The organism is bacterium (assembly GCA_016716565.1).
Classification (GTDB): domain Bacteria; phylum Bacteroidota; class Ignavibacteria; order Ignavibacteriales; family Ignavibacteriaceae; genus IGN2.
The window spans coordinates 238,498-255,764 of the sequence record JADJWC010000001.1; the positions used below are offsets into that span (position 1 = coordinate 238,498).

22 protein-coding genes and 1 tRNA gene are annotated in these 17,267 nt (G+C 37.4%); 7 read left to right on the top strand and 16 right to left on the bottom strand.

Going from position 1 to position 17,267, the window contains the following annotated elements; translation table 11 throughout:
- Window positions 1-19: 19 nt before the first annotated feature.
- The 6 genes from IPM14_01070 to IPM14_01095 form a co-directional block, all read right to left on the bottom strand.
- Window positions 20-2,428 carry an NACHT domain-containing protein gene (locus IPM14_01070; GenBank protein ID MBK9096713.1) on the bottom strand — a complete coding sequence of 803 codons (2,409 nt, stop codon included), beginning with the start codon at window positions 2,426-2,428 and terminating at the stop codon, window positions 20-22.
- 256 nt (window positions 2,429-2,684) lie between these two features.
- On the bottom strand, window positions 2,685-3,263 hold the full coding sequence (locus tag IPM14_01075; protein MBK9096714.1) for a recombinase family protein: 579 nt from the start codon (window positions 3,261-3,263) through the stop codon (window positions 2,685-2,687).
- 232 nt (window positions 3,264-3,495) lie between these two features.
- A tRNA-Lys gene (locus IPM14_01080) sits at window positions 3,496-3,568 on the bottom strand.
- 100 nt (window positions 3,569-3,668) lie between these two features.
- Window positions 3,669-3,857: a hypothetical protein gene (locus IPM14_01085; protein MBK9096715.1), complete on the bottom strand. Its 189-nt coding sequence runs from the start codon at window positions 3,855-3,857 to the stop codon at window positions 3,669-3,671.
- 34 nt (window positions 3,858-3,891) lie between these two features.
- Window positions 3,892-4,218, bottom strand: coding sequence for a hypothetical protein (locus IPM14_01090; GenBank protein ID MBK9096716.1), 327 nt, complete (start codon window positions 4,216-4,218; stop codon window positions 3,892-3,894).
- An 11-nt stretch (window positions 4,219-4,229) separates the two neighbouring features.
- Window positions 4,230-4,670, bottom strand: coding sequence for a hypothetical protein (locus tag IPM14_01095; protein MBK9096717.1), 441 nt, complete (start codon window positions 4,668-4,670; stop codon window positions 4,230-4,232).
- 126 nt (window positions 4,671-4,796) lie between these two features.
- Here IPM14_01095 and IPM14_01100 point away from each other — a divergent pair, with 126 nt between their 5' ends.
- Window positions 4,797-5,741 (top strand): DMT family transporter, encoded by a 945-nt coding sequence (locus IPM14_01100; GenBank protein MBK9096718.1) that lies wholly within the window; start codon window positions 4,797-4,799, stop codon window positions 5,739-5,741.
- A 34-nt stretch (window positions 5,742-5,775) separates the two neighbouring features.
- On the opposite strand, the gene IPM14_01105 is transcribed toward IPM14_01100, so the two are convergent.
- The 10 genes from IPM14_01105 to rsxC all read right to left on the bottom strand — a co-directional run bounded on the left by IPM14_01105 (window position 5,776) and on the right by rsxC (window position 13,927).
- Window positions 5,776-6,300 (bottom strand): DinB family protein, encoded by a 525-nt coding sequence (locus IPM14_01105; protein MBK9096719.1) that lies wholly within the window; start codon window positions 6,298-6,300, stop codon window positions 5,776-5,778.
- 103 nt (window positions 6,301-6,403) lie between these two features.
- Window positions 6,404-6,886, bottom strand: a complete 483-nt coding sequence (locus IPM14_01110; protein ID MBK9096720.1) for a SoxR reducing system RseC family protein — start codon at window positions 6,884-6,886, stop codon at window positions 6,404-6,406.
- A gap of 54 nt (window positions 6,887-6,940) precedes the next feature.
- On the bottom strand, window positions 6,941-7,795 hold the full coding sequence (locus tag IPM14_01115; protein ID MBK9096721.1) for an RnfABCDGE type electron transport complex subunit B: 855 nt from the start codon (window positions 7,793-7,795) through the stop codon (window positions 6,941-6,943).
- A gap of 93 nt (window positions 7,796-7,888) precedes the next feature.
- Window positions 7,889-8,902, bottom strand: coding sequence for an FAD:protein FMN transferase (locus tag IPM14_01120; protein ID MBK9096722.1), 1,014 nt, complete (start codon window positions 8,900-8,902; stop codon window positions 7,889-7,891).
- Window positions 8,902-9,630, bottom strand: coding sequence for a NusG domain II-containing protein (locus IPM14_01125; GenBank protein ID MBK9096723.1), 729 nt, complete (start codon window positions 9,628-9,630; stop codon window positions 8,902-8,904). Before IPM14_01125 ends, IPM14_01120 begins: the two co-directional genes overlap by 1 nt.
- Window positions 9,631-9,700: 70 nt before the next feature.
- Window positions 9,701-10,273, bottom strand: coding sequence for an electron transport complex subunit RsxA (rsxA, locus tag IPM14_01130; GenBank protein ID MBK9096724.1), 573 nt, complete (start codon window positions 10,271-10,273; stop codon window positions 9,701-9,703).
- 2 nt (window positions 10,274-10,275) lie between these two features.
- On the bottom strand, window positions 10,276-10,968 hold the full coding sequence (locus IPM14_01135; GenBank protein MBK9096725.1) for an electron transport complex subunit E: 693 nt from the start codon (window positions 10,966-10,968) through the stop codon (window positions 10,276-10,278).
- Window positions 10,965-11,531, bottom strand: coding sequence for an FMN-binding protein (locus IPM14_01140; GenBank protein ID MBK9096726.1), 567 nt, complete (start codon window positions 11,529-11,531; stop codon window positions 10,965-10,967). Before IPM14_01140 ends, IPM14_01135 begins: the two co-directional genes overlap by 4 nt.
- Window positions 11,531-12,514, bottom strand: a complete 984-nt coding sequence (locus IPM14_01145; protein ID MBK9096727.1) for an RnfABCDGE type electron transport complex subunit D — start codon at window positions 12,512-12,514, stop codon at window positions 11,531-11,533. Before IPM14_01145 ends, IPM14_01140 begins: the two co-directional genes overlap by 1 nt.
- A 75-nt stretch (window positions 12,515-12,589) precedes the next feature.
- Window positions 12,590-13,927: an electron transport complex subunit RsxC gene (gene rsxC, locus IPM14_01150; protein MBK9096728.1), complete on the bottom strand. Its 1,338-nt coding sequence runs from the start codon at window positions 13,925-13,927 to the stop codon at window positions 12,590-12,592.
- A gap of 336 nt (window positions 13,928-14,263) precedes the next feature.
- On the opposite strand from rsxC, the gene IPM14_01155 reads away from it, so the two are divergent.
- The 6 genes from IPM14_01155 (at window position 14,264) to trxA (ending at window position 17,232) form a co-directional block, all read left to right on the top strand.
- Window positions 14,264-15,475 (top strand): MFS transporter, encoded by a 1,212-nt coding sequence (locus IPM14_01155; GenBank protein ID MBK9096729.1) that lies wholly within the window; start codon window positions 14,264-14,266, stop codon window positions 15,473-15,475.
- A 120-nt stretch (window positions 15,476-15,595) separates the two neighbouring features.
- Window positions 15,596-15,985, top strand: coding sequence for a rhodanese-like domain-containing protein (locus IPM14_01160; protein MBK9096730.1), 390 nt, complete (start codon window positions 15,596-15,598; stop codon window positions 15,983-15,985).
- A complete protein-coding gene (locus IPM14_01165) occupies window positions 15,982-16,185 on the top strand; it encodes a hypothetical protein (GenBank protein ID MBK9096731.1) in 204 nt (67 codons plus the stop codon). The genes IPM14_01160 and IPM14_01165 overlap by 4 nt, the downstream gene beginning before the upstream one ends.
- 44 nt (window positions 16,186-16,229) lie before the next feature.
- Window positions 16,230-16,430 (top strand): DUF2892 domain-containing protein, encoded by a 201-nt coding sequence (locus IPM14_01170; GenBank protein MBK9096732.1) that lies wholly within the window; start codon window positions 16,230-16,232, stop codon window positions 16,428-16,430.
- Window positions 16,431-16,453: 23 nt separating this feature from the next.
- Window positions 16,454-16,837, top strand: coding sequence for a DUF302 domain-containing protein (locus tag IPM14_01175; GenBank protein ID MBK9096733.1), 384 nt, complete (start codon window positions 16,454-16,456; stop codon window positions 16,835-16,837).
- A gap of 23 nt (window positions 16,838-16,860) precedes the next feature.
- Window positions 16,861-17,232 (top strand): thioredoxin, encoded by a 372-nt coding sequence (gene trxA / locus IPM14_01180; protein MBK9096734.1) that lies wholly within the window; start codon window positions 16,861-16,863, stop codon window positions 17,230-17,232.
- Window positions 17,233-17,267: the final 35 nt, after the last annotated feature.

Here is a 17,267-nt window from a genome sequence, read left to right on the forward strand (position 1 = left end):
TATAAGTATTATCAGAAATTTATTCTAATAATTCTGTAGACTCATTAATCGATACAATTTTACCCTTTCTTAATTCGAGTAATTCTGAGGCATACTCTTGTTTTAGCTGAAGTCTAAGTGTGTGTATTTTTGGGGCAAGATAAGTTAAAATTTTATTAATTTTTCTACGCTCTGCTTTATTTGAAGTACGCATAATTTGAAAGAAAAATGCACCAAGGTGAGCACCCAAGAAAAATCTTGTGTCAGACGGACTATAATTTTTTAATCTTTGTAGGACCTGATCAAAAGCCCCTGTCTCCATTAATCCAACTATTTGCCAAAACTCTAATGCGTCTATATCTGCAACATCAATTGTTTTACTGACGATAGATTTTATTTTTTTCTCCTCAAGCGTTTGTATATCACACGAAACAGCATCTCTATACAGAAGATAAAAGCGAATAAATGGAAATAATTTTTTTTCCTTTTCTTTTTCATGTTTACTAAACAGATTCGTTGTATCATGAGCTAACAATTGTAATATTGTACAATGAATACCAACTTTTTGTTCCACCTCAACTAAATAATTTGCTTGTAATGAAAGACCTAATGTCAACAATGCGTTGTTTCGGTCTTCCGAAGATAATGCGGATAAGTGTTCTGAGAGGTTCCTCAAAAGCGAAATATTATTCGGGTTGCTTCCTGCATGAAAAACAATAGCCCGTTGCCACCAGTCATCAGTTACTAAGCTAAGTACGTCTTCGTCGTCTAAAAATCTTCCCGCAAAAAATTCTTGAACCATTAAATGTGCAAATTCAATTTCTTCCCCAACTATTCTAAATAATCCAGACCGATAAACGATTTCTTCTGTTAACGTTTTTATGTCAGCAGTTTTACCGCGTTTTTTAAGCTCTTCTTCCAAATAATTAGTAAACCCGTCTAAGCTTACACTTGTACTTCGGTTCAAATGAAGTTGATAAGCAAGTGCTTGAATTAAAAAATCTTTCAATGGTGCTTCATGTTGTTGCGCAAATCCTTTTGAAGTGTCCCATCTTCCCAGCATCATTTCCGTGTACTTTTTCATAATTTCAGTAATATTTGCAGGTATATCTTTTCTACTATAATCCGCAGAAGAAACAAAGACAGAAATCAATAAAGGATTTAACTGTAATCCATGCACATCTTGCAATCTGCGTAATATATCTTGGATTTGATCTTCAGAAAGCGATTTACTTTTTTTGAGTCGTTTAACAATTTGAGTAGTCTGTTTCCAATCTATAGGACTAATTCGATAGCGAATCCATTGTGCTATATCTGGAATAGATTCGAGCCATTTGTAGTTACGAGATGATAAATAAAATTTACAACTTTTATACTTTTGTTGAAATCCATTCAATAATTTTACTACCTGTATCCGTTCATCTTGATTGGCAACTTCGTCTAATCCATCAATAAAAATTTGCACATTTCCTTTTTCCAAATCCTCTTTACTAAATGCCACTACTTTATTCTTTGTCATTTCTGAAGTTTTATTTGCAAGCACAATCTCTAAGCTAGTTTTGATTCCTAGAAGTTCTTTTGCCCTTATAAACACAGGAACAACTATTTCGTCTGTAGTTTTCATACCAATTTCAGCACAAATACACAACATCCTTCTAATTGCTGTTGATTTGCCAGAACCAGCCTCACCAGTTATTAATATTTTTTTATGATCTGAATCTATTAATTGTTTAACACTCAATTCCTCAAAATCCGGTTCTATATCTTTTATATCTGAATTACCACTACTTTTTATACGAAGTCGATTAAATTTTATGTTGACAAAATTGTCATTAGTAACAGGACAATAAAATGGATCTTCGTTTTCACTAAACCCAGATTTTAATTCAGATGTTGGAGAAGTAAGCGAAGAATGTAAATTACTTAAATATGGAAATTTTTCTAAGTTGACACCAAACCATAATTCCGGCATAACATCATCAAGCATCGGGATTAAATCATCGCAATCCATGAATCTTATGCGAGGGTCTTTTATTTCATCAACTATGTGTTTTCTTGCGGTTGTATTAATTTTACCACTTGCACACAACATTACCTGATCCGGATATATATTTTTTTTTGAGGATATTAAGGGAATTTTGACTTCTAGTGCCGTTCTTAATTGTGCTATTGCATTATTTACATTATTTGAGGCTTTCGCTGCCATGTTTAGGTGGCCCTTCTTTGTCTGAACAGCATAAAATAGGTTTTGACCAAGTTTATCTGTCTCGGTAAATAAAGTATCTTTACCCTCCTCCAGCGGTCCACACAATTCGCGGCCATCTCTAAAGCCTTTTTCAAGAAAAAGTGGTCTGATAATTAAATCTCTAAAATCATCTTCTGAATATCCAAGTAAAAATTCTTCTTTATTTATTCGAGATATACTAGAGGGGTTAAAAAATTTTTGCATAAAATTCTAAAATATGATTAGTAACAAGTTATAATTAATTTTAGCTTAACATTTATCAGACAAATTGGATTTTATTAACTGTTATAAAATTAGGAAAGATTTTTAAGTGGTTCAACCTACCTAGCCACTTGCGGTAGGTAATTTTTTGACGTTGCTATCCTTTTAAACAAGATTCTCACATTGTGTCTTTAAGTAAAAAATTTGTCGATTCAAATTAATGAAAATTTTTTTGTTGTTCATCTTAGCCACAAAGCCGTCACTTGACGGCCTGTAGGATTTTATAGTAAGCAGATTTTGATATCTTAAGTTTCTTTATGATCTCTTTATAGTTCTTTCCCTGCTTTATCATCTCCAACACTTTCTCTATTGTAAATGGCGGAATCTTTGGCCTTCCAATTCTGGTTCCTTTGGATTTTGCTTTTTCCATACCTGCAATAACTCTTTCGCGAATAATAGCTCTCTCGAATTCTGCAAAAGCTGATATCATGGTAAAAAGTATTTTCCCAGCTGGTGTAGATGTGTCTATATTCTCTTTGTAACTGATAAAGTCAACTCCAATATTATTAAATTCTTCCAATGCATTAATCAGTTCTCTCGTGCTTCTGGCGAATCGATCAAACTTCCAAACTAGGACAATGTCGGTATTTCTTTTTTGAACGTCATCAAAAAGTTTCCTGTAATTAGTCCGGTCTGTCTTTGCACCCGAAGCATAGTCAACATACTCTTGAACAACTTTTAATTTTCTTGCTTCTGCATACTGATGCAGATCCGTAATCTGCATATCAACGTTCTGTTCTCTAGTAGATACCCTAGCATAAATTATTACTCTTTTCATAATACACCTTTCCTGTTTATATATTACTTGTACCAGGAAAAATGGGAGTGCTCTACAAGTCATTTTGATATGAAAAAAATTAATTTCTTTTACGATTTACTGAAGTAGAAACTGAAGTAGTTTTTGAAGTAGTTCCTGTACGTTTTAAGTCTATTTTTTGTTGTTTTGTATACTAATGCATACAACTTTAAAAAAGCAAAGCCCCAAAATGTTTTGTTTTCGGGGCTTTTTGTGCATCCTGCGGGACTCGAACCCGCGACCTGCTGATTAAGAGTCAGATGCTCTACCAGCTGAGCTAAGGATGCGGGGCAAAATTACTGAAATTTTATAAGGTGTGAAAGTTGGTTCTGCGGGGATAATTACTTCCCCGCAAATATTCCGAAATGATTTTGGGTTAAATTTTATTTATTTGTTTTTATTCTCTGGATTGTCCTTCAGCCTATTAAGAAATTCACCATAGACTCTCATTATTTCCGTCTTCAGAAAATCGGACTGCATTTCATAATCCGTGTACTTGTCAAAAAATCTGTGTGCGAGTTTTGAGAATAGCGTCTGGGTCAGGATGGCCGCAGCTTGTTCTTTTGATTGATCCATTATTTACCTCTATGTGTTTTGATTTATAAAACTATTATAAAAATGTTTTTACTGCGCTTCCAACAACGACATCAATTATGCCGTTTGTGATTTTACTGATTCTTATTTTAGACAAACCAATTTGCTTTAGCGCTTCCATTTGGGCAAGATCTTTTTTCCCTTGTAAAAGAAATTCAAAATCTGCAGGACTTAATGCACCCGATGCAAGTCCTTCCGTCCATCGTTGAATATCCGATTTTGATTTTTCAAGAAATGAGTTTCCGTCTTTAAGCAGCTCGTCTTTGTATTCGTCAAAGTTTTCTTTAGCAAAAGAAAGTAAGTCATTTTTAAATGTCGAAATAAAATCGTTAAATGTTGGCATATGTAATTCCTTTACTTTATTTCTGATGGATCGATTTTCCCGCTTTCAAGTCCGATGATTGTATCGAAGGCATCACTTACCAGTGACTGCATTTCGTTTACAAACATTTCTCCAAGTACACCCTCGGTTTCCCAGCGTCTTAAAAAACCACCAAGAAGATTTCCGTCTTCGCTTATTAATATTTCCCACTGCTCGGCTGACAACTCATTATCCGGTCTTCCTAAAGCAAATTCATACGCTTTTGTAAGTTCTGTCCGCAGCGTTGCTACATCATCCTGGTAATCTTCAAAAGGCGATGTTGCAAATGACATAAGATTTAGAGATTCAACTTTTAAATCTACGGCCTGCTTGTAGGCTTCAGGGCTGAATACGGAAATTGTTGAGCAGGACCATATTGAAAAAATAATAGTTAGTACTAATAACTGTCTGCGTAACTTTGTTTTACTGATCATAATCAGATTCCTGTTGGTCTTTGGATAAATATATTAAATCAATTTTTAACAATGTTTAAGAATTCAGTATGAAGTTAAGAACAGATAAATTTACACCCAAACTTAAAATAAATTTTGCTTTTCTGAATGAGTCCTTTTAAGAAATTTTCTTTGCCGCTGGAGAGGATCGCGCCTCTATTCGTGATCGTCGCTGCAAGCTTATGGGGCGTTGATGGAATTGTTCTTCGTCCTACTCTTTTCAGCCTTCCTGTTCCGCTTGTTGTTTTTGTTGAAAGTTCAATCGTTGCGCTCTTGCTGTCACCTTATTTTGCAAAGCGATTCATGTCGTTTAAACAGCTGCATTTCAAAGATTGGCTCGCATTCTTTCTTGTAGCGCTGCTTGGAGGTGCAATAGGTACGATGGCTATTACCAAAGCTTTGTTCTATGTCAATTTTGTTAATCTCTCTGTTGTCATTCTTCTTCAAAAATTACAGCCTGTTTTTGCAATTATTCTTGCGGCTATATTTCTTAAGGAAAAATTCACCATCCATTTTTTTCTTTGGGCAGGATTGGCTTTGGTCGGTGCATACTTTATGACGTTCGGAACAAAACTTCCAAACCTTTCAACTGGTGACAAAACCACAATTGCTGCTGTTTTTTCTCTTCTTGCAGCTTTATCATTTGGCGCATCAACCGTTTTAAGCAAACGTGCCTTACGAAATGTTTCATTTGAAATGGGCACATATTTGCGATTCCTTTTTTCAGCTTTTATCATGCTGCTAATTGTTTTTTCTATCGGAGACATAAATAAAATTTCTGACATTTCAGAAAATCAGGTAATAATTTTTCTTGTTATCGCACTAACAACAGGCGGGGCGGCAATCTTTCTTTATTATTATGGATTAAAAAGAATCAGCGCTTCGGTTGCAACCATCTGTGAACTTGCATTCCCGCTAACGGCAATTATTCTGGAATATCTTATCCGTGGTAATATTTTAGATGTTGTTCAATGGATAGGAGCTGCGGTTTTATTGATAAGTATTTTAAAGGTTAGCAGAATCAACATTCCAACAGCATTAAATTCAAAATAGAAGAGCACCCAAAAGAGTGCTCTAACTAAAATAACTATTCTTCTTGCATACTCCATGGCGGAGTTACACCGTTCATCCTTGCATATGCGATTGACTGGCCGAGATGCTCATGCAAATGTGCAATCACTGTAACCATAAAATTTCTCACTGAAAATTTCATCCCGAAAGCTTCTATTTCTTTATTAAGATCTTCTTCTCTGAATTGCGCGGTGGATTCTTTAAGATCGCTAAAAGATTTTTCCATTAGTGTTAATGCAGTTTTTTTATCAGCCTTGCTCTCTGAAGAACTCATATTAAACTTTTCACCTTTAATAAGACTGAGCATATAATAATTGGCCTCGGCAGCATGAACATAAACTTCACCGACAGATCTAACTCCTTCTCCGGGAGTCCAATTATACTTGTCTTCGGGCATAGCTTCGGCAAGCTTCATCAGTCTGCTCTTAACAAAATCAACCTGTCCTAAAAATTCTTTCACAAATACCGGTTGTTCAGCGAAATTTACAGTTGTGAAAAACAGAACTGACAAAATAATAATTACATTTTTTGCTTTTGACATTTTACCTCCTTGGTGGTAATTAAATATTTATATAAAGATATTAATTGTTCGGAAGGAATATATTCAATTTGGTTGCCAAACGGCAAGTGATAATAAAATTAAATTATCGGGCACTGCTTAAAAAGATAATCTTGGGGTATGACTTTGCTTTTGACTTCCTGGAAAAGATTGACATTAATATTGCATAAACAGAAACTAATCCTACTCCAACTAACGAAGAGAACAGTTCTTTGTTTGTTTTGAATAGATCCATTCCGATGAGAATTCCGAGGAGCAAAAGAATTAAGGGGACACCATAGATGTAAAAGCTGGCTAAAAGTATTTTGCTACCTTTAATGACAACACGAACTTTATCGCCGGGATGTGCACCAAAAGGATCTTTAACTGTAAGACACCTTTGGTTTGAACTGCCCGGCTTACAGTAAATTTTCGCGGAACATTCCTGACAATGTTCAGAATCTGAAATTACTATCTCGGCAAAACCATCTTTGGCTTCTTTAACTATTCCTTCTTCGTAAAGTTCTTCTTTATACATTGTTTTGTCTTGTGTCATTCCTGCCCCGAGCAGGAATCTAGATTGTTTCAATAGATTCCCGCCCCTGCCTACCGCAGGCAGGTTCGAGGGAATGACAGTTGGGTTTCAATTTACAATTACATTTATATTTTCTTGTTTCAGCAGCTCTGCAGCTTTATCAGGATGAACTAACCTTATTGCCCCTGTCTTACACTTGTCAATGGGTATTTTACTAATATCAAGATTTTCATAATTAATTACCGGCAGATAATCTCTCATCTCTATCGACCCGTCCGATTTTCTTGCGCATATGCCGCAACCAAAACAGGCTACTGTGCAAACTTCTTTTGAACGCTTCGGATCATCATGGTTTTTACAAAAGACAAAAAGTTCTCTATCTTCAGGATGAATTTCTATAACACCACGCGGACAAACCTCAACACACTGGCCACAGCCTGTGCAAAGTTCTTCAACGACAACCGGCAAACCATTTTTATTCATAAATATTGCGCCGAACTGACATGCATCAACACAATCACCGCCACCAAGACAGCCGTACAAACACATCTTATCTCCGCCTGCAACAATAGATTTTACTGAACAGCTTTGCGGACCAAAATATTCGATGTTTTCTTTTTTAACTGCTTCGATATTTCCGCCGTTGCAAAGAATCCTGGCAACAAGCTTTATACTCTGAGCACTTTCCATCCCTAAAATTCTTGCTATTTCATCCGCAACATCCTGTCCGCCGACAGGACAGCCGTTAACTTTCACTTTGCCATCAACTACATTCGTTGCAAAGTCGTAGCAGCCTGCAAGTCCACAAGCACCGCAATTAGCATTAGGAAGGATTTCGTTGACTTCGCCGATTTTAGGATTTTCTTCTACTCGTAATTTTTTATCAGCAAAAGCAAGTGCGCCTGCGAAGATAAATCCCAGGCCGCCCATTGTGGCAATTGCGATTATTAATGTTGTGTCCATAATGTATTCCTTGTCTATAATTAATACTGAACTTTTTTCAGCATATTAAGATTATTTTGGAGATCCCGAACCTAGTTCGGGATGACTACATTCTCAATTAATTAAGAACTTTTCAAATCTAGACGAATAATAAATCTTTCCCTGTTCATCGATAATCATTACTTCTGTATCACGTAGTTTTTCAATTAATTCCAATCCTTTTTCTATCCCCATTACAAAAACTGCTGTTGCAAGTCCATCAGCAAATGCGTTATCTGCATTCAGCACCGTCACGCTTTGAATTCCTCTTGTCGGATATCCGGTCATCGGATCAAGTATGTGGTGATAACGAACTCCATTTTCTTCAAAATAATTTTCATAATCACCACTGGTTGCCACCGACGTTCCATTTAGCATTATTTTATTTATAATCGAGTTTTTTTCTCTTGGATGCTGAACTCCAACAACCCACTCATTTCCGATGGCTTTTATTTCACCGCCAGCATTGACAAGGGCTTCATTAATCCCTGCATCTTTTAAAACATAGATTGCTTTATCTACTGCATAACCTTTTGCAATGGCACCGAAATTTAGTCCGACTTTCTTCTGCTTTACGATCTGATTATCATCAAGTAATTTAATATTCTGCCAACCACTCAAAAACAAAGCCGAATCAATCGCCTCGCTTACCGGAAGCTGAGGATTGTTTGAATAAAATCCCCACGCTTGGGTAAGATTGTCAAGGCTCACATCGAAACTGCCCACTGATAATTTTGTGATTGAATCACAAAGAACAAGCAGACTGTAAATTTCCTCGTCAACTGAAATTATTGAATCTGTTGCGTTATTAAGTTTCCAAACGGGGCTTTCTTCATTATAGGTTGTAAACAGGTTGTCAATCCTTTTAATTTCTGCAAAAGCTTTTTCGATACCTTCTTCAGCAAGCTTTTCGTCTGTATTGCGAACCTGGATATCGACTACGGTCCCAAGAAGTATTTGAGTCTGACGATAATTTTTTGTTTTGTCTGCACAGCTTCTGCCAAGAAAAACTCCAATAAGAAAAAGAACAATGAAACCAGCGGCCCATCCCCAAAGGGGAGGGGGTTTTTTAAAAAATCTTTTGACCATCAAACAATTTTTATAAGAACTTTATTCGGTGCACAAGCAATGATGCTGCCGACACTACTTGCGATCGTGTGTCTGCAAATTCCGTTTCTGCAACTTGATGTGTGAACTTGTGCAATTCCATTTTCAATTTGCAGTCCGGTTTTCCCATATAACCCATCAACAACAATGTTTTTGTATTCCTTCTGAATTGGAATTCTTTCAACAATTCCACTATGATTTTCAATCACAACTTCGTTTTTGTCAGAATTAAACAATGATGATAGAAAATCCTGCTCTTTGTACTCGGCTGTAAAGAAAAACTCAGCCTTTCTGTTTTTGATGTTTGTCCGGATAGTAGAAAAACCGGTGGTCATATCATTTAAAGAGTAAACGGGATTGTTGTCATCACTTATAATTATATCCGAGTGAACATCTTTTGAGATTTTCTTAAGTTGATATAAAATGATTCCATTATTTGAAAAACTTTCGTTCCTCAGATTTCTATCAAGTCTATTTATCACTTCGCCCATTTTGGAATCTGATAATACAACCGGGTCGGAGCTGCTGCAAACTTTATTTTTAAAAGCCGCAACAAGTTGACTAATTACCTGCTCGTCATTCGGAATAAATCCGTGCACGGCAAAGTGAACAGATTTTTTATTCGAAGTCAATCTTCCAGTCGTAAATCCGACACCAACTGCAACCGTTGATAGCCCGGCTATTTTCAAAAAAATTCTTCGTGATATCATTTTATTCTCCTAAATTCAAATTTCAAAAATCAAAAGTCAAAATAGTTTTTAACTAAACACTGATTCTCATTTAGATCATGCCTGCAAAACCCATAAAAGCAAGCGCTAAAATCCCCGCAACAATTAATGTTATCGGAGCACCGCGGAATGGTTTTGGAACGTCAGCTAAGTCAAGTTCTTCTCTTATTCCGGCCATTATTATTAACGCTAATGTAAAGCCAGCCCCGGCACCAACTCCAAAAATTACGCTTTCAAGAAAACTATATTCTCTCATTGCAGCAAGAAGAGCTAAACCAAGAATCGCACAGTTGGTTGTAATCAGAGGAAGAAAGATTCCAAGAGCACGATATAGAGGTCGGCTAACTTTTTTAATTACCATTTCCACAAACTGAACGAGTGATGCTATAACAAGTATGAACGATGGTATTTGCAAAAATTCCAGCTTGTATGGAACAAGAACCAGATTGAACAAAAGCCAGCTGACAATGGCTGTTAACACCATCACAAATGTCGTCGCCATTCCCATTGAAATTGCGGAAGACGATTTGTTCGAAACGCCAATGAAAGGACATATACCGAGAAAGTAAGAAAGCACAAAGTTGTTTACCAGTGCCGCAGAAATAAATATTACAAACAATTCCATACTTAAACTCCTGCCTCTTTGAGCACTTCTTCTGTGATTTCTTCTCTTCCAACTCTTCTATATTGAGAAATCAGTGCTTCTCTCTCGAGGTTCTTCTTTTTTTCAACATATAGATTTGAGAAACCCATCAACAAACCAAATACGATGAATGCGCCTGCGGGTAAAATCATGATAAGCCAAGGTTCGAAAGTCGTTGGCAATACCTGATATCCAAAAAATGTTCTGCTCCCGAGAATTTCTCTGATTCCACTCATCACTACCAACGCGATAAAAAATCCGGCACCATTGCCAAGTGCGTCAAGCACAGATCTCAATGGATTGTTCTTTGATGCAAATGCTTCTGCTCTTCCAAGTATTATACAATTTACTACAATCAGAGGAATGAATGGTCCCAGGGCTTTACTTAGATCCGGAAATTGTGCTTTCATAACAAGATCAACAATAGTAACAAAGCTTGCTATAACCACGATGTAAGTTGCTATTCTCACCTGACCTGGAATTAGCTTTCGTATCAACGAAATAAGCAAGCTTGAAAAAACCAGAACGAATGTGGTTGCAAGAGCCATTGCAATTCCATTTACTATTGAAACTGTGACGGCAAGTGTTGGGCAGGTGCCAAGAATTTGCTTGAAGATGGGATTGATCTCCCACAGACCTTTTGTGAATTCTTTAAGATAGGATACTTGCTTTTTCATTGTGCCGCTCCTTTGTTTTCCAACGTTCTAAGTTTGGAAACTCCCTCATTAACAATTGTTACTACCGCTCTTGATGATATCGTGGCGCCTGTGATTGACTGCACTTCATTCGGGTTTGATGGTTCGATACCTTTTACAAGTTTAATAGCGCCGCCCGGGATTAATTCATTAAACTGATCTTTATACGGAGCTTCAAGAATTTTAGTGCCAAGTCCGGGAGTTTCTGATTGTTCAAGAATTTCAATCGATGTGATCTTGCTAATATCTACGGAAAGCCCGATCATCAATTTAATTTTTCCCTGAAAACCATTCCCCGAATAAACCAGAGAGTATCCAAGCGAACTGTCAGATTCATCAAACACTTTATAAGCTTCGAAGCCTGCGTTTTTAATTGCTTCATATCTTTTCCCATCGAGATGAACAAGAAAAATTGCTCTCTCCGTTTCCGCTTTTTGATTAATTGCAATTTTTGGAGCGGCCCAGTTATTTACAAGAGAGAGTGAACCTCCGGCGATAATTCCAATAATAGTAAGTGTTGCTATTATGTGAACAATTTGTTTCATTATTTCTTATTCTCCTTCACAGCACCAAAGGTTCTCGGAACAGTGTATTTATTAATCAGAGGAACAAATCCATTCATAAATAAAATTGAATACATAACTCCTTCCGGCAAACCGCCATATATTCTTATAATGACAAGCACGAGAGAAATTCCAAGTCCAAACACCCACATTCCTTTATTGGTTATGGGTGATGTCACCCAATCTGTTGCCATAAACATCGCGCCGAATAAAAAGCTTCCGGCTAAGATGTGAAAGATTGGAGTTGGATATTGAGGATTTATAAGCCAGAAAATTCCACCGAAGATTATCATTCCCAAAATCATTGAAAGTGGAATTCGCCAGTTCACAATTCCAACGGCAATGAGAAAAATTCCGCCGAGTAAAACGGCAATCGCTGAAGTTTCGCCTAGAGAACCGCCGATATTTCCAAGAATCATTGGCGTTGTTTCCGTGAACACTTTGTCGAATTTTAAAGCTGCAAGAGGAGTGGCGCTTGTTATTCCATCAACCGCAAAGTTTGGTTTCATCCAGGTTGTAATCTGAACCGGAAATGCGGCCTGAAGAAATGCTCTTCCAACTAACGCCGGATTGAAAATATTGTAACCGAGTCCTCCGAAAATTTGTTTCCCTAATCCGATTGCAACAACAGAACCGATTGCGGTTGCTGACAATGAAAAGTTAGGGGGAAGAGTTAATGCGAGAAGTAATCCTGTAAGTGCGGCGCTTCCATCGAACCAGGTTACCTGCTTTTTTCTTATTGATTGAATCGCCGCCTCTGTTCCAACTGCAAATGCAATTGCAGTTAACATTATCAACGCCTGGTAAATCCCGAAGAAAGCAAGTGCTGCTGCAATTGTGGGTGCAAGTGCAAGATTGACAAACCACATCACTTTTTTTGTTGACCATTTAGAGTGAAGGTGCGGTGAAGTCGTTAAATCAAAATAAACTTTTTGTTTTGTTTCTGTTGTCGTCGTTGTTTCCATAATTTCTTTCTTAGTGCTTTCCTTGTCTTAGTGGTGAAAAGAATTTTACCACTTAGATACTAAGAACACTTAGTTTCACTGAGTAACCGCAGCTCTTTCTTTCTGCATTTCTAAAACTTTCTGCTTGCCTAACCTAATCCATTGAACTAAAGGAATGTTCGCCGGACAGGTGTATGCACAAGTTCCACATTCCATACAAACTGTTATGTCCGCACCTTCGGCATCTTCATATCTTTGAAGCTGGGAATAGCGCGAAAGTTTTGTTGGCATCAGATTCAATGGGCAGGCCCCAACACATTGTCCGCATCTCAAACAAGGTGTCTCCGGATTTTCTGTTATTTCTTCTTTTGTTAAAACAAGTATTCCTGAAGTTGCTTTCATAACGGGGGCGTGGAGATCAAATTGTGAGACACCCATCATTGGTCCGCCGACAACAATTTTTACTGCGTCTTCAGTTACTCCACCACAAAAATCAATTACGTTCTGAATTGGTGTTCCGACGGGGACTAAAAGATTTTTGGGAACCTTAATTCCTTTCCCGGAAACAGTCAACGCGGCAATAGTAAGAACTTCGCCTTTAACTACTGCATCGTGAATTGCAACTGCGGTTCCAATATTCTGTATAACTGCTCCAACATCCATTGGTAATTTGCCGGGAGGAACTTCTTTTCCCGTGACTGCTTTTATAAGCATCTTCTCGGCACCCTGAGGATATTTCGTTTTTAACGCAACAACTTCAAGTCCTGTTTCACCAAGAATTTTATCTGAAAGCAATTTGATCGCTTCGGGCTTGTTGTCTTCGATTCCGATTACTCCACGTTTAACACCGAGCGCTTTCATTATTAATTTTAATCCTGAAATCAAATCATCTGGTCGTTCAATCATAAACCTGTAATCACGGGTAAGATATGGCTCACATTCACATCCATTCAGGATTACAACCTCTATTATTTTATCCTTTGGTGGAGAAAGCTTAACGTAAGTTGGAAATGCTGCGCCGCCTTGACCAACTATTCCGGCTTCAGCAACTCTTGCTCGGATTTCATCTGGAGTGATTGTTTCCGGATCAAGCGGAGAAAGACGGAATCTTTCGCCTTCTAATGTTCCGTTAGTTTTAATAACAATCGCGTCTTTCGGAAATCCGGTTGGAGTTATTTCTTTACCAAGGCTTAAAACTTTTCCTGCAACCGAAGTGTGAACCGGGGCAGAAATAAATCCTTCTGCTTTTGCGACCAGCTGTCCTGTAATTACGTCATCACCTTTTTTAACTTGAGGCGTAGCGTCTTTTCCCAGATGCTGAGAAACGGGAAGAATAATTTCTTCGGGGTTTGGTATTGTTTCAAACGCACAATTTTCTGTCAGCTCTTTAAATTCCGGCGGATGAACACCTCCGCGAAAAGTTCCTATACTCACTTTATCTCTTATTTTTAAGTTAAAATTGCTGTGATACAGACAGAAAATATGCCATCGGGGGGGTTTGAATTCACTAATTAAACACATAATTACCTGTGTTTTCGACTATGTTTTTTTCAAAAACAGGAAAGCGAAAAATCCATTTTCAGATTTGAAAAGAGCTTGTTTATTATCAATCATTTGAGGTTAAGCACTAATAGCAAAAAAATTTTGTTACTCTTTTACTGCTTGCCTAAATTTCGCTTCAAAATTTTGAAAGGATACTCTGTGGAAAAAACTAGTTTGTTTGCTCAGTTTAAAACCGGCTTTCAGCCTTCCTTCTGGGTTGCAAACGGAATGGAACTTTTTGAACGGCTCGCTTATTACGGACAAGCAACCATTCTAAGTGTTTTTCTCAGAGATCATCTCCGGTTTGATGAAGTTGAAGCCGGACAACTTTCTTCGATCTTCGGTGGGCTGATTTACTTCCTACCGATTTTTGCCGGCGCATTAGCAGATAAATTTGGTTTTAAAAAAGCATTCTCATTTGCCTTCTTTATTCTTGCAATTGGATATTTTCTTATCGGATCGACAGGTATTTCAGGGTTTGAGAAATATTATTCGGAAACAAATCTCTTCGTTATTCTAAGTTTTATTTTGATCTTTACTGCAATCGGCGGTTCGTTCATAAAGCCAAGTGTTCTTGGAACAGTTGCATTAACAACCACAAAAGAAACCAAATCACTCGGTTATGCAATTTATTACTGGCTTGTAAATATGGGTGCAGCGATTGGACCTTTTCTTGCATACCTTGTAAGAGACTCTTTCGGAATTCAGTTTGTATATCTTGTTTCTGCAATCAGCTGCGCATTGATGTTCTTAGTAACACTGTTTTTCTTTAAAGAGCCGCAAGCCAAGCTTGATGAACAGCGTGACAGTCTTATCCAGGTAATTAAAAATCTCTGGACTGTTGTAAAGAATATAAAGTTCATGATTTTCCTTATGATATTTGCTTTATACTGGATCGTGTTCTGGGAATTCTTCATTGTTATTCCTTTTTACATTTCTGATTATATAAGTCCCGAAGCACCGATTGAATTAATTCTTTCTGTTGGTGCATGGACAATTATTCTGCTGCAGATTCCTATCAACAGACTGACTAAAAATATTCCAACTCCAACTGCAATAATGATTGGTTTTGTTTTTGCAGCGCTGAGCTGGTTCCTGCTTTACTTCTCTGCTGCTGCAGGAATAACAGTTGGTCTTGGATTAATCATTGCTACAATTTTCATCTTCTCAGTTGGCGAGCAGACACAGGCTCCAAGATTTTACGAATATCTTGCTGACCTTGCACCAAAAGGACAAGCAGCTCTCTTTCAGGGATTTGCATTTCTGCCGATTGCAATTGCGTGGACACTCGGCGGAACCTTCGGCGGCTGGATTTACCACAGCTTTGGAAGGAAGGAAGTTGGTCAGCCAGAAATTGTATTTCTTATAATTGGTTTGGTTGGTGTAGCCGCAGCAATAATGATGTTTCTTTACAATGCCTATATGAAGAGGGTAAAGTAACGTCTCCACTATTTCATCTTTAAATGGGATTCCTGGCTTCTTAATCATTCTTGATTGGTTTGCCTTGAATCCTTTTCTGATTTGATTTATCAAACCTTCCGTAAACAATAAATTTATATTATGACAACCGAACAAATATTTCTATACGCACTAATTGCTTTGATTGCGATTTATATAATCAGAAAAATTCTGATGATAAAATCAATAAAACACTATTCTGCACAGGAAGCATCACAGAAAATAAAAAAGGAACGAAACGTTGTTCTGCTTGATGTAAGAACCGATACGGAAAGAAAACAGGGTTCGATAAGGGGATCTTATCACATTCCAATAACATCAATAGCAACTAGCGAGAATGAGCTAAAGAAGTTCAAAGATGCGGAAATTATTTGCTACTGCAGAACGGGGAACAGAAGTCTGAACGCAGCAGCAAAACTTAAAAAGCTTGGATTTAATGCTGCGAATCTTCGTGGCGGAATTTTACGATGGAACTCGGCAGGTTTAAAATGATCTGGAAAAAAGTGAAATTATTTCTGCCTGTGATTCTCGGTGCATTGGGTGGATTTCTCTACTACAATTTTATCGGATGTAACGGAAGCTGTGCAATTACAAGCAGTCCGCTCAACAGCACTCTTTACGGATCTTTGATGGGCTTAATCCTAACAGATTGGAAAAAAGTTAAATTATTATTTATTAAAAGGGAGAACTAAAAATGTTGAACGAAGAGAAATCCCGTTTTGCGGGAAAAAAGAATATGGGCTCAATGGATAAAGGAATAAGAATACTTCTCGCGGTGCTGATTGCAATTCTCTATTTCACAAACCAGATAACCGGAGTTGCAGCTATTGTTTTGGGAATCTTTGCAATTGTATTTCTGTTGACAAGCCTCGTTGGCTTTTGTCCACTTTATGCACCATTGAAACTTTCTACTCTTAAGAAAGAAGAGAAAAAATAATTTAAGCGAAAGGAAAGAATAAAATGCAATATGGATTTTCTAAAACGGTTGATATGTCTTACGAACAGGCAATTGAAAAGGTAACTGCCGAATTGAAGAAAGAGGGCTTTGGAGTATTAACTTCGATTGATGTAAAAGAAACGCTGAAACAGAAAATTAATGTGGATTTTAAAAAGTATGCGATACTCGGCGCCTGCAATCCTCCGATAGCGCACAAGGCTTTACAGACAGAAGAAGAGCTTGGCTTGCTTCTTCCATGCAACGTTATTGTTTATGAAAAAGAAGGGAAGACCCAGGTTTCAATTTTCGATCCGATGGTGATGACCTGGATTTTGGAAAACGACCAGATGAAACCAATAGCAACAGAAGTTCAGGAAAGACTTCAAAGAGTTTTAAAAGCAATATAAATAATTCAAAAAAGAGAAAAACAATGGCTGAACATTTAACGAAACAAACTTTTTTAGAAAAAGTTTTTAACTATGAAAAGAATCAGGATTGGAAGTTTGAAGGAGACATTCCTGCGGTGGTAGATTTCTGGGCGCCATGGTGCGGTCCGTGCAGAATGGTAGGTCCGATAATTGACGAACTCTCCACCGAGTACAAAGGAAAAGTAAATTTTTATAAAGTTAATACAGATGAAGAGCAGGAACTCGGTGCTGTCTTTGGAATACGAAGCATACCTTCTTTATTATTCATTCCAAAGGACGGACAGCCGAAACTTGCCGTTGGCGCGCTTCCGAAGGAGTCATTTAAATCTGCAATAGAAAAAGAACTCCTCACAACCGAACCAAGTCAAAATTAGTACTTAAATATGTAGAACAGATTAATTATCTGTTC

Coding starts and splice junctions, on each gene's coding strand:
- IPM14_01100 (MBK9096718.1), top strand. CDS start 4,797: ATGAGTCCTTTTAAGAAATTTTCTTTGCCGCTGGAGAGGATCGCGCCT.
- IPM14_01115 (MBK9096721.1), bottom strand. CDS start 7,795: ATGGACACAACATTAATAATCGCAATTGCCACAATGGGCGGCCTGGGA.
- IPM14_01155 (MBK9096729.1), top strand. CDS start 14,264: ATGGAACTTTTTGAACGGCTCGCTTATTACGGACAAGCAACCATTCTA.
- IPM14_01095 (MBK9096717.1), bottom strand. CDS start 4,670: ATGATCAGTAAAACAAAGTTACGCAGACAGTTATTAGTACTAACTATT.
- IPM14_01120 (MBK9096722.1), bottom strand. CDS start 8,902: ATGGTCAAAAGATTTTTTAAAAAACCCCCTCCCCTTTGGGGATGGGCC.
- IPM14_01145 (MBK9096727.1), bottom strand. CDS start 12,514: ATGGAAACAACGACGACAACAGAAACAAAACAAAAAGTTTATTTTGAT.
- IPM14_01175 (MBK9096733.1), top strand. CDS start 16,454: ATGCAATATGGATTTTCTAAAACGGTTGATATGTCTTACGAACAGGCA.
- IPM14_01160 (MBK9096730.1), top strand. CDS start 15,596: ATGACAACCGAACAAATATTTCTATACGCACTAATTGCTTTGATTGCG.
- IPM14_01070 (MBK9096713.1), bottom strand. CDS start 2,428: ATGCAAAAATTTTTTAACCCCTCTAGTATATCTCGAATAAATAAAGAA.
- trxA (MBK9096734.1), top strand. CDS start 16,861: ATGGCTGAACATTTAACGAAACAAACTTTTTTAGAAAAAGTTTTTAAC.
- rsxA (MBK9096724.1), bottom strand. CDS start 10,273: ATGGAATTGTTTGTAATATTTATTTCTGCGGCACTGGTAAACAACTTT.
- IPM14_01165 (MBK9096731.1), top strand. CDS start 15,982: ATGATCTGGAAAAAAGTGAAATTATTTCTGCCTGTGATTCTCGGTGCA.
- IPM14_01140 (MBK9096726.1), bottom strand. CDS start 11,531: ATGAAACAAATTGTTCACATAATAGCAACACTTACTATTATTGGAATT.
- IPM14_01085 (MBK9096715.1), bottom strand. CDS start 3,857: ATGGATCAATCAAAAGAACAAGCTGCGGCCATCCTGACCCAGACGCTA.
- IPM14_01075 (MBK9096714.1), bottom strand. CDS start 3,263: ATGAAAAGAGTAATAATTTATGCTAGGGTATCTACTAGAGAACAGAAC.
- IPM14_01135 (MBK9096725.1), bottom strand. CDS start 10,968: ATGAAAAAGCAAGTATCCTATCTTAAAGAATTCACAAAAGGTCTGTGG.
- IPM14_01105 (MBK9096719.1), bottom strand. CDS start 6,300: ATGTCAAAAGCAAAAAATGTAATTATTATTTTGTCAGTTCTGTTTTTC.
- IPM14_01090 (MBK9096716.1), bottom strand. CDS start 4,218: ATGCCAACATTTAACGATTTTATTTCGACATTTAAAAATGACTTACTT.
- IPM14_01125 (MBK9096723.1), bottom strand. CDS start 9,630: ATGATATCACGAAGAATTTTTTTGAAAATAGCCGGGCTATCAACGGTT.
- IPM14_01170 (MBK9096732.1), top strand. CDS start 16,230: ATGGGCTCAATGGATAAAGGAATAAGAATACTTCTCGCGGTGCTGATT.